Origin of the sequence: Rhodoferax sp. GW822-FHT02A01, from assembly GCF_038784515.1 — a bacterium.
GTDB lineage: Bacteria > Pseudomonadota > Gammaproteobacteria > Burkholderiales > Burkholderiaceae_C > Allorhodoferax.
In genome coordinates this window covers 2,094,371-2,115,645 of the sequence record NZ_CP152376.1, presented here as the reverse complement: position 1 = coordinate 2,115,645, position 21,275 = coordinate 2,094,371, and the positions used below count along the sequence as shown (strand labels likewise).

The following is a 21,275-nucleotide window of genomic DNA, read 5'->3' as shown; positions in this document are numbered from 1 at the left end:
TGCCGAAGGCGCAGACCTCACAAAATCTCCAGTCCGGTTCTACGAAAATGCCTGGGCAATTGCAGTACCCTCAGGGATGCACCAGAGACCTCTACACAAATAAATGGACGCTGATTTTTTAAAGAAGTTTTTACCGGATGCGTCCTTTCATTTGCCTCATTCCGATGGGTTCCTTAAGATTGTCCATGCGTATTCCCATCAGCCGCTAGCTCTGTTAGCGCTGTTTCTGACAGCGTCTTTTTTCATGATCTGGCGTCTACAGGCCATGGAACACAAGGGCTTCGAGGGCACTGTGCTCGGTACGCTCATCATGCCCTACTGTTCTGGGTTCCCAAATTTGGTGTTTGCCTTTGTAATGAGCCGTTCGGCCAGCAATGGCGGCCAAGTGATTGAGAACTGCCTCGTGAACAACGTTACCAATCTGACGTTGATCATTGGAACTTCCGCGCTGATGGCCCCCGCGGCGGGCGTTCAAAAGCAAAGCGCGAAGAGCAAGGGTAAATCATCCACCGCAATGCAACGCATTGGTGGGCTCGAAGTACTTTTCAGTCTGACCGCCTTATTCTTGTTTACGGGCACTCTATGGGCTCTAGCCAAGGACGGCATTGTTGATTTCTATGACGGAATCGTATTGATCGCCCTGTTTATCTTTTGGCAGGTATTGCATGTCTTTGAAATCTTGAAGGACAAGATCAGAAAGAATAAGACTTTCCAATGGACCATCGTGCTTGACCTGATGGCAATTGCTGTCAGCGCCTGGGGCATCTACTACTCAACTGATGAACTCGTAACATGGGTGTCCGGGGCGGGGAGTCGGTACGTCGGCTTTTCAAATCTCGGCTGGATTAGCGGCCTGTTGATGGTTTTGCCCAATGCACTGATTGCCTTGTACTATGCGCACCGGGGTCGACAAGACATCGTTCTGAGTTCACAAATTGGTGATGCACATGTCTGCATTCCGATGTGCATTGGCATATTTGCAGTCTTCAATTCGATTCACATCCCTGGTATGTTCCAAACGGGCATTTACGTCATCCTGGGTGCGGGCGTGCTGCACTTCTTGACTGTGGCCTTCCTCAAACGAGTGCCGCGAATCTTCGGAATAGGGTTGCTGGGAGCGTATGGATTCTTCTTTTACAAGGGAATTGTGCATTAGTTGGCACTGGCAAGGGCCTGGCCCAGGGTGACCCGATTGCGACCATCTTCCTTGGATTGATAGAGTGCTGCATCGGCTATTGCCAGCAACTCCTTGCTGCTCGTGACGCCGTCGTATTGAAGCCGGGCAACGCCAAAAGACATCGTGACAGGCAAGGACTCACCATGGATCGGGTTACCGCTGGGCCCAATCTTCTTAAACGGGTGTCCTGCAATAGATTGCCGCAGTCTCTCAACAATGCTCAAGACTTGCCGCGCATCGGAATCCTCATAAATCAGCAAGAACTCCTCACCGCCATAGCGGCCAGCCACGTCAAGATGCTTGCGTGTGAATGAGTCAAACAGCATTCCCACCTCCTGCAAGACAGAATCACCCTGGATGTGACCGTACTGGTCATTGATTTTCTTGAAAAAGTCAATGTCAGCCAGAACAACAGCTCCCAGGCCAGAATTCTTGCGCTTCTGGCGCTGAAACGCTTTCTCAAATGCCTCCCGTATGGCGCGGCTGTTCATCAGTCCGGTTAAGCCATCTATGCTTGCCAATTTCTCGAATTGTGCTTTCATGAGTACGGCACTGAGCATGTTGCACATGACTTCACAAGCGCGCACTTCGTATGTCTGAATGTCAGACTCTTCCCCAAAAAAGTCACCTGCCAGAAGGTATCCATGGCCCAGACTCTCGGGCATGTAGATCGATCCAACGATATCGCATCCCCAGCCTGGAACATTGACGGCCGACACACTCCGACGTTTAAAGGCCATGACCTCGTTGATGAATTCCGCCGGGGGATTGTTGATATCCAGGCATATCTTGCTGCCTTCTTCTAAATCCGGGCGCTGGTGCTCTGAACTGCAGACGCCCACCACTTCCAGTATCAGGTCGTTTTCAATGGCATTGGCAATCTTGTACAAGACGCCAACGTGAAAGCCCATCACGTTATTGACAATTTGCAGTGGCTTATCAAAATGGCCTTGCCCCTGCAGCGACCTGCTGCTCAATTCGTGACTCAGCTCGCCGAGTTGATTCAACAGGTATTCTGCAGAATGTGTCGCTTTGGGCATCGTTTCGTTTCCTGAATTTGCGCTATGGTATCGGATGCCAGCGGAGTGGAGTACACGCGGGTGCCATATATGGACTCGTGCATTTGGCTGGATCCGTCCCCAAGAACTGTGGGTGGGTCTGTGGAAAACTCTTGAATAACCTCTGCGAACCCGCATGCCTACAGCGTTTGCGGCTTGTGCCCAAAAAGGATGCGGATCGTTTATGCGATTGTGGTAGAGCATTTCACACCAAGAGGCCTAGAATCTCGCTCACCAGGTAGCACACTCAAGCCGATTTGGATCAGGCGAAAAAGAAGTTCATGATGCAGATCAAGAAATTCACGAGCGGCCGAATCCGAATGGCCCACTTCAATCCCGAGTCCGGGCAGCTGGATCTGCATTGGGACAATAAGTCGGTGCTTGCCTACAAGCATGTTCCTCAGGAGGTGTACCGCAGATTGTGCAGTGCCCCTAATCCGGCAGCCTATTGGGAAGACCGCATTGCAGAGGAGTACCCCAGAGGCATACCTATGGCATTTCCTGCATCGTCAGAAGCCAAGAAGAATTTCGGCGACCTGTTTGGCTCCAGCGATGACGCCAATGGAGAGTCGGCAGCAGGATAGGCAATAGAAGAAGAGTGGCTGCAACAGCGTGCTTCTGACCCCACAATCGGCTAGGGCAGCGGTCTAAACATTTCTTTGATGACGACTTGGCTTATGGCACGCAGAAGCCTTAGGTTGCCGCCTTGATATCGGTATTTTTGATCCGGTAGCCTGATGCCTTCTTTCTCGATATCCACAATGATGGCATTTGAGTTGCTGCGGCGACTAATGCCAGATATTCTTTGCGCGAGACCGTTCAACTCAGGGTCGCAATGTTGCCAGGTATCGCAACAGTTGCGCTTTGGCGTTTCATTGATTTGTCAGAGATGCGGGCGCTTGCAGGTTGCAGCATATTTTGAAGCCATCATTCATAGCGTTGATTCATATGCAAATTTGTCCTCTACAAAAGGTACCTATGAGTTCGAAATCCGCGGCCGCTTGAGTCAGAGGTGATTGGTACGCCTTGGGCTATGCGCTTCTTTCGGTGCTGCGGTTTTTTTGCGACGCAATGTTCACTTCATGCTGGTCCGTCTCTACAATTTGTCAATGGATTCAGCGCTCATCGGAAAAATTGAGGCACTCACGAAGGCTCTGGAGAAGGGTCTAGTTGAGCGACAGCGGGCCGTGCGGCTTTGCCTGTTGACGGCGTTAGCCGGCGAGCACAGCCTCCTGATCGGTCCGCCAGGTACGGCCAAGAGCGAGCTGGCTCGACGCTTGCATACTGTATTTCGTGATGCTCGTTATTTTGAGCGCCTGCTGACGCGCTTCACCGTACCGGAAGAGCTGTTTGGCCCTCTATCCATAAAGGCTCTGGAAGAAGACCGTTATGAACGGCACATTGCCGGTTATCTGCCAGATGCAGTGGTTGCCTTCATTGACGAAGTCTTCAAGGCCAACAGCGCCATCTTGAACGCGCTGCTGACTCTGCTCAACGAGCGCGAGTTTGACAACGGTGCCGGCCGCCAGCGTTGCCCTCTGGTCAGTCTGGTGGGTGCCACAAACAACGTGCCGGAAGACGAGGTCTCCGAAGCATTCTTTGACCGCTTTCTGCTGCGTCTGCCCGTGGCAGCAGTATCGGCAACCGGATTTGGTGCCTTGCTCAAGGCGGGCCCGCCGCGCCAATGGCAGCCTCCGTCTGCCGACCTGACCCTGACCACGTCCGAACTGCAGGAACTTGCCAACGTCGCCGCCACGGTGAAACTACCGGAGACGGTGGTGGCCTTGTTGGCAGAACTGCGCGCTTATCTGGTCGCCGAAGATTTGCGGGTGGCGGTGTCCGATCGGCGCTGGGTGAAGATCATTGGACTGTTGCGGGTGGCTGCTGCCACTGAAGGGCGCACCGCGGTGGCGCTATGGGACCTGTTGCTGCTGCCGTGGCTGACCGCGCCTGACGATGTCCGGCAAAGTGCTGTAGCCGATTGGCTGACCTCACGTCTGGGGGTTCGCCAAGCCTTTGCACCAGCCCGCCTGACGCTGATCGTGGAGGCATTCGAGCGAACACTGGATGCCGAGCAGAAGGCCAATGATCTGGATTACGACGAGGCAGGGCGCTTGCATTTCTCGGCCACGGATATTGCCGGTGAAATCGGTGACGCCAAAGGGGGTGCCGCGGCGCTGCGGATGCAGTACAACCGCCGCCGCCTGTATGGCGAGACACATATACGGGCACGACGCGTTCAAATGGATGACTTGTTGGCACGCATGGCTGCCTACGTCCAAGAGGTCACGCTGCATCAGTCCGATCTACAGCTTTATGCCGCTCGCAGCGTCTGGCTGGAGCCGGCGCTGATCCAGAGAGCGCAGGATCATCTGGCAACCACCCGTGCGGCCGTGACACAGTTGGCACAGCGTGCCGCCACCCTGCAGGAGGGCTTTGCGCAGTTGCCCCGGCTGGCGGTGGACAACGCCAAGGAACCCGAGCCAATACTGCACGATCCGCTGGATGTAGCGTGACTCAAACCTTACCCGTACCCGTGCTGTTTGCGGTTGGCGAGGGGCGTTTGGCCGGACTGGATGCCTTGGCCCGCACGCTGTGGCGGCCAGCCCTGACCCAGGTGCATGGCACATTGGAGGACCGCTTGCAGGGCCTGGTCCAGCTGCGAGGCATTCTTGTGGATGCCACGCACAAGGATGAGCCGCATGACGCTCTGCTGGGTGCGCCGTGGCCGCCTGAGCCGATTGCCCGGCCTTTGGCGCGGGTGTTGCGGCAACTGGAGTTGCAGCGATTCTGCTCGGCCCAACCTGAACTCGCAGATACGGTGCTGCGGAGTCTGCTCTTCCATCTGGACTTTGTGACGCATTTTGAGGATCGAGGCACCACCCGGGCTGAGGCCATTGCCATGGCGGTATCTGCCTTCGCCGACGAATGGACGGAACGCTCAGGGGAGATGGATGAGGTGGTACAGGTCTTCGGCATGTTGCCGCAGGACTGTAAGAGCAGTCGGTGGGACCGGTTGCTGGGCATCCTCAAATCGACGGGCTGGCAGGAAGTCCTGCGCAGCCACCGCTTGCTGGTAGCCCTTCCCGAATTGACCCGCTTGCTGCAAGACCTCGGACGCAGCCGACCTGTCGCAGAGTCCCCCAGCCGCCCCCAGTCCTGGGTAGAGGCGATGAAGGAGGTCGTGGCGCTACAGGATTTACAGTCCACGGTGCGGGTACCCGACTTGCCCGGGCAGACGCAGGGCATTCACCGGGGTGACCAGATTGCACGCATGGTGCCTTCCGAGTCGATGTTGCTTGGGCATCCTCGCCTGCGGCTGCTATGGCATGCGCGACGGGCGGAGCGGACCCTGTTGTGCTACGAAGACGATGACCAGATGGCCGGCGTACGGCGCCATAAGGCGCAGGTCCGGCAACCGCACCAGGGACAGCTACCGGCACCCGAATTCATCGCGGGACCTGTGCTGGTTTGCGTGGATACCTCGGGGTCCATGCAGGGCGGAGCTGAGGCGGTGGCCAAGGCCGTGGTACTGGAGGCAATGCGAGCAGCCCACGCCCACGGACGCCGCTGCCATGTGTTTGTGTTTGGTGGCAACGACGAGACCATCGAGATGGAGTTGCCCTTGGATAGCGCCGGGCTCGAGCACCTGACGGACTTTCTGGGGCAGTCCTTTCAAGGCGGTACTGACATCAGTGGCCCCCTGGAGCGTGTTATCTCCAAGCTGGAAGACACCGCCTGGCAGCAGGCAGACCTGCTGATCGCCACAGACGGTGAGTTTGGTGTCACGCCAGCGGTGGCGGCGCGGCTGGATGCAGTGAAACGCAAACTGGGACTGCGGGTGCAGGGGGTGTTGATTGGCGACCGCGAGACGCTGGGCCTGATCGAGGTCTGCGACCACATATTCCCGGTGCGAAACTGGCGCAAGTTCGGCGGCCTGAACGTGGAGTCGCCCGTACACACCAGCAGCCTGACCGCCCTGTACTTTCCCGCAGCAGTGCGTCGGACCGGGGTCTGAAGTACGAAACTGCAACGCTGCGTGCACCCAACATCCCATGCGTAGTGCCAATTACCGCCAATGCTAGATTTGGAAGGTGCGCGGTCATGGTCACCGTAACGATCTGAGTCTTGTCTCCCATCTCTGCCCAAAGAAGGTGACCAGTGCGGCGCCAAAGGCCCTCATATGCTTTGTCCCCTGCCGCCAATAGTCCGGTGTGAATCTTGTGTGCACTAAGTAACATTAGCCAAAATGACCATTGCACGCAAAGGAATTGACATGCAGGTCACAGTCACGGAAGCCAAAAATCGTTTCGACGCCATATGTGCTCTAGCGAGAGCATGAGCCAGTGTTTATTGAGAAGGATGGCCGCATTGACACGGTCATCTTGTCAGCAAAACAGCTTTCAGAAATGCAAGCCACTCTCAGTACTGAGTCGGCATGGCTCCGCCCCCGACTGGGAGTGTATCGAAAATTTCAAATTTGAGGGATTCAATTTGCATTGAAATCACCAGCCGGTTCCAATGTCCGCCACATCAGAAGCGATTCTTGTCGAAGTTGAACGAGCACGGTCTGGCCATGCGCGGCAACCTTGACTCATGATGTGTCGCCCTGAATACCGAACATCAAGTGCCAGGCGGTACGTCTAACCAAAACGTATCACGACCGGCGGCCTTGGCTTGATACAGCGCACGATCAGCCCGAGCAACTAACGCAGCAGGATTCAATTCATTGCCCTCGCAGAGGGTAATGCCAATGCTTGTTGTAGCGTGGATCTTATGATCGCCTAGCTGCATTGTTGCCCGTATGGTTCCTACCAGCTTTTCAGCGATCATCTGCACCTCATTTCGGTCGCTCAGATCCTCCAAAATGACGACAAATTCGTCGCCAGCCAAACGAGCAGCCGTGTCCGTAATGCGGATGTTCGACTTCAGGCGATTTGCAAATTCACACAGCACAAGATCACCTACGCCATGCCCGTAAGTGTCATTGATGGATTTGAAGTGATCAATATCCAGGTACATGAGAGCCATACGTGAACCGGTGCGTTGACAGCGTGCAATGGCTTGCCCAAGCTTCTCATCAAACTGCCGCCTGTTTGGTAGGCCCGTAAGCGGGTCTATACGAGCGATATCCTTAAGTTCCTTCTCCACCCGCTTTACGTCCGTCACATCCAAGCTAAGCACATATGCGCCGTGTGCTACGCCATCAGGCCACACGTCAGGAATAAAGATGGTTCGCAGGTATCGGTGAACCCCGTTCTCATTAATTTCAGAATCGAATTCAATGCGCTCGCCCGCAAGCGCCTTTCGTAGGGCATCCCTACGTTTTTCATAGCGGACGTCGCCGAGGACTTCATGGATCGAGCGCCCAGTTGCCCATTGCAAATCAATTCCCAACCAGTCTTTGAATGTTGCATTGAGAAACTGCAGTCGCTCCTCCGTATCGACATAGGCAATTAAAACCGGCAGATTGTCTGTCACCGCACGGAGCTGCCGCTCACTTGCCTCAAGGCGCGCTTGCGCCTGGTGTTGTTCTGTACGATCAAGCACCATGCCAAAGATACCTGTGACTGTACCTTGAGCATCTCTGTCTGGCACGTAGTGCACGTACAAGTTGGTTGGCGAGCCAGGAATTATGTTCGTGAGTTCAAATGACACATCCTTGCCAGTCATTGCCTCCGCCATATAGGACTTAACCCCAGCAAAAACCTCTTCGCCAAACACCTCGGCGACTGTCTTCCCAACAGTGGAGCCCTCTTTCAAATGGAACCATGTTTGGTATTTGTCGTTCGTAAAGGTATACCGATAGTCCATATCCACATAGGAAATGAGTATGGGCAAATTGTTGGCAATTAACCGCAAACGCTGCTCGCTACGCGCCAGTGCACGCTCTACCTCTTTGCGCTCTGACACATCGTAGTTCGCACCTAGCACACGGGTTGCATTGCCTTGCTCATCTCGAATCACTTCTGCGCGGGAATGAACGTGGCGAATTCCCCCATTGTCTTTAAGTACGCGAAAGTCAAAATCGATAGGTTGATATGTCTCAATGGCCTTCTGAAATTCAGTTACGCTTCGCTGGTAATCGTCCGGATGCAGCTTGCTTGACCACTCTTCAAGAGTGCCACCAAAAGATGCGCGGGTACCGCCGAAGATTTCGAACATGGTGTCGGTCCATTCGACCTTCCCAGTCTTTAGATCAACTTCCCAGATGCCTATGCCATTGACGGACGTTGCCAAAGACAAACGCTCCTCTTTCGCGATCAACGCAGCTGACAATGCCTTCTTTTCGGTTACATCCTGAATGATGGCCAATGAGTGCTCTGGTTGCCCAGACGAGTCACGTTCCAATATTGCAGAAAGCACTACGTCGATAACCGTTCCATCTTTCCGAACCATCTGGTACTCGATATCCTCGATCTGACCAGACTCGAAAAATTTAGGCAGTACATCGTTCGTCGCGTAGTCTCGCGAGGCCGGGGTGAGAAAGTCCGTGGAGCGCTTACCGACTACTTCTTCTCGGGTGTATCCCAAACTTCGGAGCCACATATCGCTCACATACAGTATTCGTCCCTGTCGATCGATGGAATGCAGCATTGCCGGGGTGGACTCATACAGAGTCCGCAAGCGATTCTGGCTTGCCTTCAAGGCAAATTCGGCCTGCTTGCGATCCGTGATGTCCCTGCCTACGGAATGTAAGGCAATGACTTGATTGCTATCGTCTCCGATGGAGCGATTGGACCAGGCCATCCAGCGTTCTTCACCTTTTGCAGAACGCATTTGATTTTCACCATACGCAACCCCGGGCCCTTCGCAAAGCTTCTGCAAATGGGATGCAACAGCGTCCCGATCCTTTACTGAAACATAGTCAAGCAAGTTGCGTCCAACCATGTCTTTAGGCGTCAGTGCGAAATGCTTGGCATATGCTTCATTGACATAAGTCAATTCGCCGCTTGGTAGCGATAGAGAGACAAGATCAGTTTGGTCTTCAACGATAGCGTGATAGAGCGCTTCTTGCGTACTTATCTCCTGTGCCTTTTCTGCAGTTCGTGCGTGTAGCTGATCCAATTCCAAGGCGCGTTGGCGCATATCCAGTGCTTTTGAAGCAACAAGCGCGAGATCCGACAACGCCTTGCGTTGCACATCATTTAGCACACGTGGTTGGGTATCGATTACGCACAAGGTGCCAACGCTTTCGCCCTCTGACATGACCACCGGAACTCCAGCATAGAAGCGAATATGCGGTTGCCCGGTGACCAGTGGGTTTAAGCAAAACCTGGGATCTTCCATGGCATCAGGGACCTCCATAAGATCCGTACCCAGAATTGCATGGGCACAAAAAGCCACTTCTCGGGACGTTTCGGCTGTTCCTTCCAGCCCAATGTTGGACTTGAACCACTGCCGATCAGCACTTACTAAGCTCAGTAAGGCTATGGGAGCATTGCAAATGGCAGATGCGGTACGCGTCAGAGCGTCAAATATTGGTTCCGGCTCGGAATCGAGCACTTGCAGTGCCCGCAATCGAGCCAGTCGCCCTTCTTCATTGATGGGTCGTGGAGCGGCGTAATTCATGCATTATTTTCTTCTGGCGCCCAACGCGCGCGTTACTTCCTTGATGGTAGATCAAATTTCTTCAATCGTGTGTCAGAAATACGTGGGAGGTAGATTCTCAACACATCTACTGGAATACCATAAAAAATCTGTCGGGTAATCTACGAGCAGATGAGTTCACCAAGGACGTGGGTATAACTTTTACATGCTATAGATGCGATGTCTGCGTCACAACGTGTGTTAAGTGAAGTGCCAGGCACTTCCACACATTTCCAAGATCATGGACTTTGGCGGCGGTCACAGAGATTTCAAATCATCACATCCACATGCCCAGCGCCTTCGTGTAGTCCCGGCCACGCCTGAAAGGCGATCTGAAATGGACTGTCGCACAAGCAATAAGTCCAATTGATTCATATCTCTTCTGGCAATGCCGCTTCAAGTCAATCAATGACTCTCATGGACATAGTTCTGGCGACCATGTACTCCGTGACGTCGCGAATCGCATCCAATCATGTTTTTGGGAACGTCGATTTTGCCGCGGGCCTAGACGTGGTCAAACGCTGTACAGCGTTCTGATTAGCTTGTCGATCTTTGGCGTATACCCTATCGAGGTAGGCTATCGATAGGTTGCAAGGTGGATGTTGGTCTCGGTGCTGCGTATTCCTTTGATCAAACGAACGCGCTCCAGGATCTTCGACAAATCGGCCATGGAACTCGCCTCAATTTCGGCCAGCAGATCCCAGCGCCCGTTGGTGTCATGCAGCGCGGCCACACCCGGCTCTCCAAGCAGGCTAGCCGTAACCAACTTGGTTTGATTGCCTTCAACCAATACACCCATCCAGGCTCGTATGACACCTGGCTCTGAATCCGGGCGCAACTTCACGGTGAACCCTTGAATAACCCCGGAGTCCTCCAGCTTGCGGATCCGGTTACTCACCGTGCCGCGTGAAACCTTGAGCTTGAGTGCCAAGTCCGCCACGCTCATGCGCGCGTTCTGGCGTAGCAGGGCAATCAAGGAGCGATCAATCTCATCCATATGTGAAATGTCAAATGGTCAATAAGGTATGCCATATCGGCAATATATGTGCATATTGTCACATTTTTGTCGATTTTCATTGACGTCTGTCATGGGCAAACTTCTCTCAGGTCACAACACAACGATTTGAGAGACTTGCCATGCACACACCAGCCACACCAATGCCCTCCGTGGCAACCCTGTTCCTTAGCGCTCCCGAAATGGTGCGCCTTATTCGACGCAAGGGATTGCAGCAATGCCTTGTCGGCATTTCCGACAACATCCGGGACGACTTTTTGCGCTGGAGTGACTTTGACAAATCTGCCCGCGTTGCCAATCACTCGGCTGAAGGTGTGATTGAGCTCATGCCAATCTCAGACAACACTTTCTACAGCTTCAAATATGTCAACGGCCACCCCAGGAATACGCGTATAGGGTTGTCGACGGTGATGGCTTTCGGTGTGCTGGCCGATGTGCAAACAGGCACACCTCTGCTGTTGAGTGAATTAACGCTAACGACAGCCTTGCGTACTGCCGCCACTTCTGCACTGGCCGCCAAGACACTAGCTCGCCCGGACAGCCGAGTGATGGCACTTATTGGCAACGGAGCACAAAGTGAATTTCAGGCACTGGCATTTCGGCATCTCGTAGGAATTGAGGAGGTTCGGCTGTTTGACGTCGACACAGCGGCCACGGCCAAGCTGATCCGCAATCTGCAGCATACGGGCTTGAGGCTTGTTCCCTGCTACAGCGTAGCCCAGGCCGTAATGGGCGCCGACATAGTCACCACGGTAACGGCAGACAAGACCCATGCCACGATTTTGACGGGTGACATGATCGAGCCTGGCATGCACATCAATGGCGTAGGTGGTGACTGCCCAGGGAAGACAGAGCTGCATGCTGATGTGCTGACGCGCGGTAGCGTATATGTGGAATATGCACCGCAGTCCCGGGTCGAGGGAGACATTCAGCAAATGCCTTTGGATTTCCCAGTAACGGAGCTTTGGGAAGTGCTCGCTGGTCAGAAGCCAGCGCGCTCGCACCGGGATGAAGTAACCATCTTTGACTCTGTAGGGTTCGCTCTGGAGGACTTTTCCGCGCTACGCTTCATGTACGACACTGCGCGTGCGCTGAGCCTGGGAGAGAGGATTTCCCTTATCCCGCAACTCGAAGACCCTAAAAATCTATTTGGGACGCTGCAGTCCCACGTTAAATCAATGCGTCGGGTGGCTTGATCATGCGGCCCCTTCTATTGCCTCAGACTCCATCTTCTGTCGTGATGGTGCGCCCTCACTTTTTTGCACCCAACCCTCAGACTGCATCCGACAATGCGTTTCAGCGCAGCAGCTCCTGCGCAAGTCCGAGCGAAATCTCCGGTAGAGCGTATGAAGAAGTAACCCGCGCGGCCCACATTCTGAAGAGTCACGGCGTAGCGGTTCATCTATTTGAAGACCAGATTCAAGATAGAACGCCTGACTCTGTGTTTCCCAACAATTGGTTCTCCACGCACGCTGGTGGACACGTAGCACTCTACCCCATGTACTCGCCCAATCGACGGCGGGAGCGCAGGGCTGACGTCATTGAACTGCTCAAGGCGCGGTATCGTGTGCAGGATGTCATTGACTATTCGGGCCTGGAGCCAGACGGACTCTTTTTGGAGGGGACGGGAGCCATGGTTCTGGACCACATCGACCGGGTCGCCTACACAGTGCAATCTAACCGCGCAAATCCAATTGCGTTGGAGCGATTCGCCACGCACTTCAATTACGAGCCTATGTCGTTTGAAGCTTTCGATGAAAAAGGCAATGCTGTCTATCACACCAATGTGCTGATGTGTATTGGCACGGCTTTCGCAATGGTGGGTTTTGAACTCATTCCAGACGCAGTGCGTCGCACTGAAATCAAGACGCGTTTGCAAAACACGGGGCGCAACGTCATCGACTTGAGCGCCTATCAAATCGGAGAGTTCGCGGGCAACGCGTTGGAGCTCAACGGGTCCAGTGGCAGGATACTAGCAATCTCTTCGCGCGCTTTGGCCAGCCTGTCTTCGGAACAAGTGGAAGTCATCGAGAAAAGTGCCACGATCATCCCATTACAAGTGCCCACCATCGAGTTGGCCGGTGGCTCGGTCAGATGCATGCTCGCAGGAATACACCTATGTAGGCGCGACGAGATTTAGTCTTCTAGTTGCCCCTGCAGGTCACACCCACAATTGGAGGAAGTCGCTATTCCCAACGGGCAGGTCAAAGCCAAGCGCTTGGGTAATGCACTTGGGGAAGCTATGCAGCCACGTCACAAAAAAGGGGCCCGCATGCCCCTTGTCTGATGGTCTGACAAGAACGTTTGTGTTTATGCCGGAGCGGTGGCCTCATCGACCGTGGGTGCTGATACTGCTGGCTCCGCCACTTTGCTCTTCTTCGCCGCTACTTTGGCCTTGCGAGAGGCTTGGGGTTTCGCTACTTTGGCCACCGGCTTCTCCACTTTGGCTGCCTTGGCTTTCTTGGCCACAGCCTTCGCCCTCTTCACAGGAGCTGATTCAGCTACGGCATCTACCGAATTAGAACCAAGTTGATAGATTCCGCGACCAACCAATTTCACCGAACCCGTGGCTTGCAATCTTTTCAAAGAAATACCCACAGAGCCCAAGGGAAGCTTGGATCCCGCCGCCATCGCCGCACCTGTAATGGCCGTGCCCGCATCCGCCTTCAAGACACCTTGCAAATAAGAAAGCAGCTTGCTGTCATTTGCGGTGAGCGCACCGGGAGTGGTAGATTTGCGCCCAGCTTTCCTAACTGCCTTCACTTTCTTAGCCGCCTTGGCAGGCCTTGCAATGACGTCAACGGCAGCAGCGTTGGAAATAGACCTGCGCTTACTCACTGCGCGCAGAACAATCACATCCTCGGCCGGGCTAGCCAATTCATTGGCCAACGCATAGAGCTTTTGAAGCTGCGACTCCACAGCAACAAGACCTTGACTCAGGCCAGAAAGAGACTTGAATCGCTCAATCACTTGATCCGAATCAGTACCAAACGGCTGGCTGCTCAGATTGGCAATCAATACTTCGCCTTGCGCTCGCACCATATGCCCAATGGCTTCGGAAGCATTGCGGGCGGCCTGACCAGCCTTTTGGATGAACGATAGGTCTTTCTGGGATAACGACATACAACTCCGAATAGCGGAAATAAAACAATATGAGAATACTATACCTGTACTTAGCTGGCGACCATTTTTTTAGGGCCTTTCTCAAGAGATCTATGCTCGCGCATCAGTCTCTTGAAAAGATTAACGAGTGCTTAATATTCCTTCCTTCCATAGAAAAGTGCAGCCCACTGCCGACTGTATCTGACAACTACCAAATGAATAGAACTTGCTCGTTGCACACTCAGTTTGCTGGCCGTTTCCGTGGTCCAGCGCTATCGGCGCCGTGGACTGGTATTTCTATCTGAAATCGCACCGCGCTAGCGCGCAGGTCAATTGCACTGCATGAACTACGTGTATTAGCGAGTAGGCTTGGAATGGTCCTCGCATCCTTGAATTGTGATCATGACGCTCTCGCTTTAGATTGAAGAGGATAGAGCGTCGACGGCTACCCAGTATCGGTAAACTTTGAGTACGAAACTTTTCTTTCAATTCTAAGGTGTTGACTTTTTGTAGTCACGCGTGCATCGCTTACTCTCGAATGTTGTTATAGACTTGCGCCGTCGTTGGAGCCAGCCGATCGGCTTTATTCTAAGTAGAGAGAGACCATGTTTCGTACCCTTTTGAAATCCAAAATTCACCGTGTTGCCGTCACCCACTGCGAGCTGCACTATGAAGGATCGTGCGCAATCGATGAAGACCTTTTAGACGCCGCCAACATCGCTGAAAACGAGCAGGTACACATTTGGAACATCAACAACGGTGAGCGCTTTATAACCTACGCCATCAAGGGGCAGCGTGGTAGCGGCATGATTTCCGTTAATGGTTCCGCTGCGCGTCGTGCGGCTGTGGGTGACTTGATCATCATTGCTGCATTTGCCCAGGTGCATGACGACAAAGTGGAAGGCCATTCCCCGCAGCTGGTGTTTGTAGACGACAAAAACAAGCAAACTGATTTGCGCCACAAGGTGCCCACCCAACAACTGTAAGGGCGGTGGTCTTTGTGGATCCTGGTCACAAGTTTGTTGATTCAACTTCGCTTTCCCCTGCCCAAAAGCCCGAATGAGACGAGTTGTCTTAGCTTGGACTCCAAATCCCTGTCTGGGTGCCCGGCCTTCTGCAGTCTTTGTACCAAGGCCACCAGAGATGCCACCTGGTGGTTGAGAATGTCTTGCCTTCGCATTGCTATGCCCCTGCCTGCATGGGCAGCATGCCCATTCAGAAAGGTAGCAATTTGGCTTTGCTGGCTTAGCGCAATTCAGAGATCTTTTGGGATTTTTTGAAGATTTTTGAAGTCTTTACGGACTAAATCTTCCGTCCAAAACGGATGGTGTGCACCCATGCCCGGCCGCCCTGCTCGTAGTTGTTCTGTAAATTGGGGTATGGGCAGGGTAACTTCCCATCACGTATGCCTAAAGGGTAGCTATCGGTCATCGTGACCGTGGCCCCAGTCTGTTTGACCGAGTCCACAATGCGTCCGGCCATTCAAAATCGATGGTTGCTCACTACAGCCACACCCCACTATGCGGCATCCGTATCTCATGCACGGAGCCGTTACCCAGGAAGAACACTTCCAGCACGAAGCTGATGACAGACACAAAGATGCTGGCGAAGAAGGCCGTCCAGAAGCTCGACACCTGAAACCCCCTCACCAAGGCCGATACCAGGAGAATCATCAGTGCGTTGATGACCAGCAAGAAAAGTCCGAAAGTGATGAAGGTCAGCGGCAGGGTCAGGACGATGAGCAGCGGCTTGACGATGGCATTGGCCAGGCCCAGCAAGAGCGCGGACACCAACAGGGATGACAGCCCTTCAAACCGCACTCCCCGAAAGACATGGCTGGCCACCCACAGTGCCATGGATGTAATGCCCCAATGCAGAAGGAATGGTCGCAGTTCGTTCATGGTGTGATCGGATTCCTGTAGCGGCCCTGGACTAGGGCTTGTCGTTGACCTGTTGGGGCACCTGCTCGTTGTGGCGGGTTCCACTTCTCCACTCGTCAATACTGCCAAAGGTCAGACCACATCCTACGCACTGGTGCTGCCCGCTGGGTGTCATGTTCCCGGACGCATCCCGCTCGATCACAGGCTTGTAGCTGGTTGCACCACATCGGTGACATTTGTTGAGTGTGTTTGTCGTTCTCATGGCCCTGCGGATGGTGTATCCGTTATTGTGTGGAACAGCATCTGGTGGCTGTTGTCTCCAGTTCAACGTCTCGACCGTCGAATCCGACTACCAGCGGCTCCTGTTCCATCCACAGAACCTGTGTGCTGAGCTGGGGATAACTTCTGTGTATGTTGCGCCAAGGCTCATGCCTATTGGCTTTGCACGGTTTGCTTAAAAAGAATGCAGATCGTTTTGGGTGCTGCGTTCTTTATCAAATGTTCACTTGCGCCACTTCTTTTTGGCCTTGGTGGCCAGGGGCAACTCGCCTCGCAATCGGCGCAGGTCTTCCTCGGTGAAGTCTTCGCTCTCCTCATTGCGATGTGAGTCGTTGCTTGCGTTATCTGCCGCTTGCACGGGTGCGTCGCCCTCGATATGTTCTCTGCGCCCCTGGGGCCCCTTGGGTCCACGCGGTGGGAGCTTCTTGCGTGGGCCGACATTGGCCTCTTTGGGAGGGCGGGGTTTTTCTTCCTGAAAGAAGGGCTGCAGGTGGGGCAGTTCTGAATCCACATCCAGCCGGTAGAAGCGCCCAGTGGCGAGCTTGATGGTCAGCACCTTGCCATTAAGGGTTCCGTGACCCGAGGCGATATAGCCCCCCGTGTTGGTCGCATGGCCAAACAGCATGACGGTGCGGCCCCATTGTTCACGGGGTACGCAGTCAAACACATTAGCTGCCTCTACGTCAGGCATTTTCTCGACCAGCGTGAACTTGCAGTCGCGCGGATCGTAGAAGAGTGCTGCACTGCCCTTCTTCAAGGTGATAGCGCCCACCGCTTCGCTTCTCTGGATGCGGTCATCGAGCTCGGCCAGGTAGAAGTTCTGGAAGGCCTGTACTGCTGGAGGTAATGGGCGTTGTGTAGACGCCTGCACTTCAGCTTGTGTTGCTTCTGGTGCGCGTGTTGCATCTTCTGCCTGCGCAGCTTCTCGTTCACGCGCAGGTGCCTGTACGAACGTTTGCTCGGACGCTTGCACTGTCAGTTGCTCCGGCGCTTCTTTGAATTCTTCCACGGTTCAAACCTTTCTGCGATGCTTTTGCATCAGACGGGCAAAGTTCTGCGAGACCACAGTCACTCCGACTGCTCCCAACACAATGGCGCCTGCGGTGCCGATGGTGGGAATCAACGCCCCCTCCAATGCGATACCCGCGGACTGTCCAATGAAATACGACGCTGCAAACGCTGCAACCGCTGCACCACGGCGTTCTGGGGCCATCTGGGTGGCGTTGATCTGCAGCGTGTTGTGCAGCATGTAAAAGCCTAGGCCCGACACAAAGCTGGCAGGTATGGCCCACCACCAGCTGCTCGAAACTGCGACGATGATGTAGGAAGCAGCCACCAGCACACCACCCCAGCGGCACAGTCCGGTCTCCCCCAACCTGTGCACCAGGAACCTGGCACTGAGCGCAAAGCACAGCCCGCCAAAGCCAAACAGCATCACGATCTGCCCGGCCATGGCCAACGGAATGCCGTGGACCTGGTGCACATGGGTCACCATGAAGGCGAAGGCACCGAAGATGCTGGCACCTTCCGCAAACACAGTGAGCAGCACCACACGGGCCCAAGGCACTGCCAGCACCTGTGCAAACTCGGACACCATGCGCTTCATTGCGGAGCCTTGGGGCGGGCTAGTCTTTCTGGCGGCATCCGGCAGATGTTTGTTCATCCACAGCAGTAAGAAGCCCCCCAGCGCAAAGTAGACAGCAATGCCTTCAAAGGGGGTACGCCAGTGCAGGTGGTCGGCCGCATAGCCACCCAGCAGCACCCCTGCGGACACGCCCAGCACCTGGCCGATCATGAAGCGGGCCAATATGGGCTGGCGGCGCTCATAGGACGTCACATCGCCAATCCAGGCCATGGCCAGCGGGATGATGGCTGCGGCCGATGCGCCGGCAACGGCGCGGGCTGCCAGCAGGAATTCAAAGGAAGGTGCCATGGCGCAGGCCGCAGTTGTAATGGCACAAGCAATCGTGCCCCAGGCAATGACGCGGTATTTGCCAAAGCGATCTCCCAGGGGGCCAAAGATCAGTTGGGAGAAGCCATAGGCAATGGCAAACACGGTGATGACCAGGGCTGCATGGCCCAGGGTCAGCGAAAACTCTTTGGCCAAGCCTGGCAACAAAGGATCCGTGACCCGCATGGAAATACCGCTGCCAAATGCGGAGATGGACAGCCCCAGAAGCGCTCCGCGGGGCAACTGGATGTCGGGTGGGCTGGCTGGCATTGCGAAGCCGCCCGGAGCCTGTATGGCCGCCTTTGAAGACATGGCTTCGCTCATGGGATCTGCAACACTGTGAAGTAAGGAATCAATTGAGTCTGGGCCCTTGTGATTTGAGCTCTTCCATCAGGGCATCGGGTGCACCGCCTTGAGCCAGATGACTTTTGTACCAGACAGTAAGGATGCTGGTGACAACCGGCCCTGGGTTCTGCAGCACCTTGTCAAAGTTCAGGCCGTTGATCTGGCAGATCAGCTTGACCAGGTCCATGTCCAGATCAATAGCGTCGTCGTCGCAGCGACGGACTTTGAGATCGGAGAAGGTGTAGCCCTCGGGGAGCTTTAAAGTGAGAACGGAATCGGTACTCATCAATAGCGAATCTGCGTTGCAGAAGCAACCATACAAAAAAAGTGGAACCTGTCAGGTGTATGCGCTGGACTAGGTGCATCAGCGAATCACCATCGCGTGCACGGTTACTGACCAGCTCTCTCTGTGATTAGACGCCTAAGACTGCCCAATTCACATTCTGGGAGAATTATACGAACATTTCGTTTTATGACTTAGCGAGAGAAATGGCTTTGCTGCAATAGCGAATTCTGAAGAAAATCTCGCTCATTGTGCGATGCAAATTAGATAGGTAAGCCTCGATACTGGTCTGCTGGTGACATCACAAGTCTTGCGAAATCACGTACCACCGCAGTGAGTGTGGGTTGACCCTGCGCGTCCTGATGGAGATTGGGGTGCATTACGCCCAAGGTTGGATCACGCGCTTCGGCTTTGATGCGGACAAGCACCCAGCCCATCTGCCAATGCTCCTGGGCGCAGGGGCAGTAACTCCCATGCAAATGGTCGGTACCTACAGCGTGTTTGCCAATGGTGGCAAGCGTTGCAATCCCTGAATCATCAGCAAGGTCACGGATCAGATGGGGAATGTTTTGCAACAAACCGAGCCGCAACGCTCAGACGAATGCAACCAACTGATAGATGAGTGCAACGCCTTTGTGATGGAACGCTTCCTCAATGAGGTAACCCGCGCTGGAACTGCGGCCAAGGCGCAGGCCACACTCAAGCGCACAGATCTCTACGCAAAGACCGGCACCACCAACGATTCGGTGGACACCTGGTTTGCAGGGTTCCAACATCCGATCTGGTCTTGAGGCTCCATTCAATTGCAACTTCTTGAGTTTTCGTCCAATTTGCCACCATCAGCCCCAAACCATGGTGTAAATTCCCTTATGCAACACGGTGCATATTCAATGTGCCCGTCGATGCTCAAAGTGGCATTTATTACGGTTGAGGAGGCATTCGTTGAGAAGCTTGAAAGCATTGCTTCCAAAGCCAGAGTGGGCAAGTTATTACGAACTTGTGTATTGGCTGGTAGGCCTGTTTCTGGTTAGCCTTTGGTGTTTTGTAGGATTTTGGTCCTGGTGGGAGCGCAGCAGTGTTTTGGCAGCAACCACGCTGGAATTGGAGCAGTTGACGGCTGCCGTTCAGGTACAGACCAAAGGCCTTTTCAAACAGGCGGAAACCTCTCTGGTGGCTGCCAGCCATTGGATCGCAAACCACCCCAATGAGGATCCAGCAAAGACGGCAGAATTCATTGATTTGGTGGACCAGCTGCGCAAGACTTCTGAAGGTCTGCTGGATCTGCGCATGGTTACCCATACTGGTTTGCTTCGCTACATCCCGGATCAAGGTCAGACCAGGCAAACCAATGTTTCAGACAGGGACTACTTCCAGGCACAAATGGTCCCCGCAACCCGCGGACTCTTCATCGCCAACCCGGTTCTCAGCAGAGTGACGAACAAATGGGGCATCCCGATATCCGTTCCTGTAGAAAAGGGAGGGGCCGATACCGCCGTATTGTTTGTCGCCATCGAATTGGAGCGAATCGCGGCCACCTTTGAATCGGAACGTCCCAAGCCAAATGGAACGATTGCAATATTGAAGGCGGATGGAACGATCATGTTTCGAAGTCCTATGGAAGGCAAGGTCGTTGGCAACTCCATTGCCAAAAGTGACTCCTGGGTTCAACACCTGAGCGTGTTCCCCAAGGGCAGCTATCTTTCTCCCGAAAGCCCCTTTGATGGCGTAGCGCGAATTGTTTCATATTCCCGTGTTCCAGGGTACCCTTTGCAGGTCTCGGCAACGCAAAGCAAAGACGATGTATTGACGGCTTGGCGACTTCACACCTTGATCCTGTCAGTTGTTGCATTGGTTGTCTCACTGTTCTGTCTACTGCTTGGGAAGGCACTGATAAGTGCCCTGAACTCAGAGGAAGATGCGCACAGTGAATTGGAGAGGCTGATGCTGACGGATTCTCTTACCGGAATTGGTAATCGAAGAATGCTCACGCGTTGGCTGGAAGAAGAGATTTTGCGCGCGCACAGGTACGATCGCGCATTGACAGTTGTCTTCATTGACCTTGACCATTTCAAAGGCATCAACGACACGTACGGACACAGTGTCGGCGATGAAGTTCTCGTTGACGTAGCCGAATGCATACGTTCGCAGCTCAGGCAAAGTGATCATGTGGGTCGTTATGGTGGAGAAGAGTTCGTGGTGCTGCTCGTAGAAACCACGTTGGCTGAAGCGCTGCCGCTGGTGGAGCGTATGCGAAGTGCTGTTGGAGGCCTCAAGATTCCTAAAATAGGTGAGCCAATCACCGTTAGCGCGGGTATCGCACAACTCCAGGCTGGCGAAGCCGCTGGGTCACTGCTGCAACGCAGTGACAAAGCGCTCTACCTAGCCAAAGCCAGCGGACGAAATAAGACTTGCACAGCAGATGGGCTCTAGCATCTGGTTAACCACTTGGGACTGAATGGCACAGAACAATAGGGATAAGGTTATATCGGCATAACAAGATTAACAACAGAATTTGCAGTGCCTCTTTATAGAATCGAACACAACGTCCATGTTTCTGGACTGAGGCTTCAAAGAAGCTCGCTATGAACTGGCAAT

At 54.1% G+C, this 21,275-nt stretch carries 19 protein-coding genes; 10 read left to right on the top strand and 9 right to left on the bottom strand.

Going from position 1 to position 21,275, the window contains the following annotated elements; translation table 11 throughout:
• The first annotated feature begins 103 nt into the window (after positions 1 to 103).
• Complete coding sequence (locus AAGF34_RS10025) at positions 104 to 1,156, top strand: hypothetical protein (RefSeq protein ID WP_342620467.1); 1,053 nt, start codon at positions 104 to 106, stop codon at positions 1,154 to 1,156.
• Here the strand turns inward: AAGF34_RS10025 and AAGF34_RS10020 are convergent.
• Positions 1,153 to 2,217: a GGDEF domain-containing protein gene (locus tag AAGF34_RS10020; RefSeq protein WP_342620466.1), complete on the bottom strand. Its 1,065-nt coding sequence runs from the start codon at positions 2,215 to 2,217 to the stop codon at positions 1,153 to 1,155. The genes AAGF34_RS10025 and AAGF34_RS10020 overlap by 4 nt on opposite strands.
• Positions 2,218 to 2,555: 338 nt before the next feature.
• Between AAGF34_RS10020 and AAGF34_RS10015 the strand changes: the two genes are divergently transcribed.
• From AAGF34_RS10015 to AAGF34_RS10005, 3 genes are all read left to right on the top strand, one after another.
• A complete protein-coding gene (locus tag AAGF34_RS10015) occupies positions 2,556 to 2,819 on the top strand; it encodes a KTSC domain-containing protein (RefSeq protein WP_342620465.1) in 264 nt (87 codons plus the stop codon).
• Between the two features lie 525 nt (positions 2,820 to 3,344).
• The gene (locus AAGF34_RS10010) at positions 3,345 to 4,751 is read left to right on the top strand and encodes an AAA family ATPase (RefSeq protein WP_342620464.1); all 1,407 of its coding nucleotides are present in this window, start codon (positions 3,345 to 3,347) and stop codon (positions 4,749 to 4,751) included.
• Positions 4,748 to 6,253 (top strand): VWA domain-containing protein, encoded by a 1,506-nt coding sequence (locus AAGF34_RS10005; RefSeq protein WP_342620463.1) that lies wholly within the window; start codon positions 4,748 to 4,750, stop codon positions 6,251 to 6,253. The genes AAGF34_RS10010 and AAGF34_RS10005 overlap by 4 nt, the downstream gene beginning before the upstream one ends.
• Before the next feature lie 605 nt (positions 6,254 to 6,858).
• Here the strand turns inward: AAGF34_RS10005 and AAGF34_RS10000 are convergent.
• Both AAGF34_RS10000 and AAGF34_RS09995 read right to left on the bottom strand, forming a co-directional pair.
• Positions 6,859 to 9,807 (bottom strand): PAS domain S-box protein, encoded by a 2,949-nt coding sequence (locus AAGF34_RS10000; protein ID WP_342620462.1) that lies wholly within the window; start codon positions 9,805 to 9,807, stop codon positions 6,859 to 6,861.
• Positions 9,808 to 10,402: 595 nt separating this feature from the next.
• On the bottom strand, positions 10,403 to 10,822 hold the full coding sequence (locus tag AAGF34_RS09995; protein WP_342620461.1) for an Lrp/AsnC family transcriptional regulator: 420 nt from the start codon (positions 10,820 to 10,822) through the stop codon (positions 10,403 to 10,405).
• A 140-nt stretch (positions 10,823 to 10,962) separates the two neighbouring features.
• On the opposite strand from AAGF34_RS09995, the gene AAGF34_RS09990 reads away from it, so the two are divergent.
• A complete protein-coding gene (locus AAGF34_RS09990) occupies positions 10,963 to 12,036 on the top strand; it encodes an ornithine cyclodeaminase (RefSeq protein ID WP_342620460.1) in 1,074 nt (357 codons plus the stop codon).
• Positions 12,037 to 12,038: 2 nt separating this feature from the next.
• Positions 12,039 to 12,980 carry an arginine deiminase-related protein gene (locus AAGF34_RS09985; protein ID WP_342620459.1) on the top strand — a complete coding sequence of 314 codons (942 nt, stop codon included), beginning with the start codon at positions 12,039 to 12,041 and terminating at the stop codon, positions 12,978 to 12,980.
• Positions 12,981 to 13,150: 170 nt separating this feature from the next.
• Here the strand turns inward: AAGF34_RS09985 and AAGF34_RS09980 are convergent, their stop codons facing one another.
• On the bottom strand, positions 13,151 to 13,963 hold the full coding sequence (locus AAGF34_RS09980) for a hypothetical protein (protein WP_342620458.1): 813 nt from the start codon (positions 13,961 to 13,963) through the stop codon (positions 13,151 to 13,153).
• 584 nt (positions 13,964 to 14,547) lie between these two features.
• Between AAGF34_RS09980 and panD the strand changes: the two genes are divergently transcribed.
• Positions 14,548 to 14,928 carry an aspartate 1-decarboxylase gene (gene panD / locus AAGF34_RS09975; RefSeq protein WP_342620457.1) on the top strand — a complete coding sequence of 127 codons (381 nt, stop codon included), beginning with the start codon at positions 14,548 to 14,550 and terminating at the stop codon, positions 14,926 to 14,928.
• A gap of 516 nt (positions 14,929 to 15,444) precedes the next feature.
• Here panD and AAGF34_RS09970 read toward each other — a convergent pair.
• The 5 genes from AAGF34_RS09970 to AAGF34_RS09950 form a co-directional block, all read right to left on the bottom strand.
• Entirely contained in the window at positions 15,445 to 15,843 is a 399-nt protein-coding gene (locus AAGF34_RS09970) for a phage holin family protein (RefSeq protein ID WP_342620456.1), read from the bottom strand.
• 31 nt (positions 15,844 to 15,874) lie between these two features.
• On the bottom strand, positions 15,875 to 16,084 hold the full coding sequence (locus tag AAGF34_RS09965) for a hypothetical protein (protein WP_342620455.1): 210 nt from the start codon (positions 16,082 to 16,084) through the stop codon (positions 15,875 to 15,877).
• A gap of 240 nt (positions 16,085 to 16,324) precedes the next feature.
• A complete protein-coding gene (locus AAGF34_RS09960) occupies positions 16,325 to 17,110 on the bottom strand; it encodes a hypothetical protein (RefSeq protein ID WP_342620454.1) in 786 nt (261 codons plus the stop codon).
• A gap of 3 nt (positions 17,111 to 17,113) precedes the next feature.
• Complete coding sequence (locus AAGF34_RS09955; RefSeq protein ID WP_342620453.1) at positions 17,114 to 18,376, bottom strand: MFS transporter; 1,263 nt, start codon at positions 18,374 to 18,376, stop codon at positions 17,114 to 17,116.
• 28 nt (positions 18,377 to 18,404) lie between these two features.
• Entirely contained in the window at positions 18,405 to 18,683 is a 279-nt protein-coding gene (locus AAGF34_RS09950; protein WP_342620452.1) for a hypothetical protein, read from the bottom strand.
• A 341-nt stretch (positions 18,684 to 19,024) separates the two neighbouring features.
• Between AAGF34_RS09950 and AAGF34_RS09945 the strand changes: the two genes are divergently transcribed.
• From AAGF34_RS09945 to AAGF34_RS09935, 3 genes are all read left to right on the top strand, one after another.
• Complete coding sequence (locus AAGF34_RS09945; RefSeq protein WP_342620451.1) at positions 19,025 to 19,213, top strand: hypothetical protein; 189 nt, start codon at positions 19,025 to 19,027, stop codon at positions 19,211 to 19,213.
• Between the two features lie 36 nt (positions 19,214 to 19,249).
• Positions 19,250 to 19,471, top strand: coding sequence for a hypothetical protein (locus AAGF34_RS09940; protein WP_342620450.1), 222 nt, complete (start codon positions 19,250 to 19,252; stop codon positions 19,469 to 19,471).
• A gap of 160 nt (positions 19,472 to 19,631) precedes the next feature.
• The gene (locus AAGF34_RS09935; protein WP_342620449.1) at positions 19,632 to 21,110 is read left to right on the top strand and encodes a sensor domain-containing diguanylate cyclase; all 1,479 of its coding nucleotides are present in this window, start codon (positions 19,632 to 19,634) and stop codon (positions 21,108 to 21,110) included.
• Positions 21,111 to 21,275 lie beyond the last annotated feature (165 nt).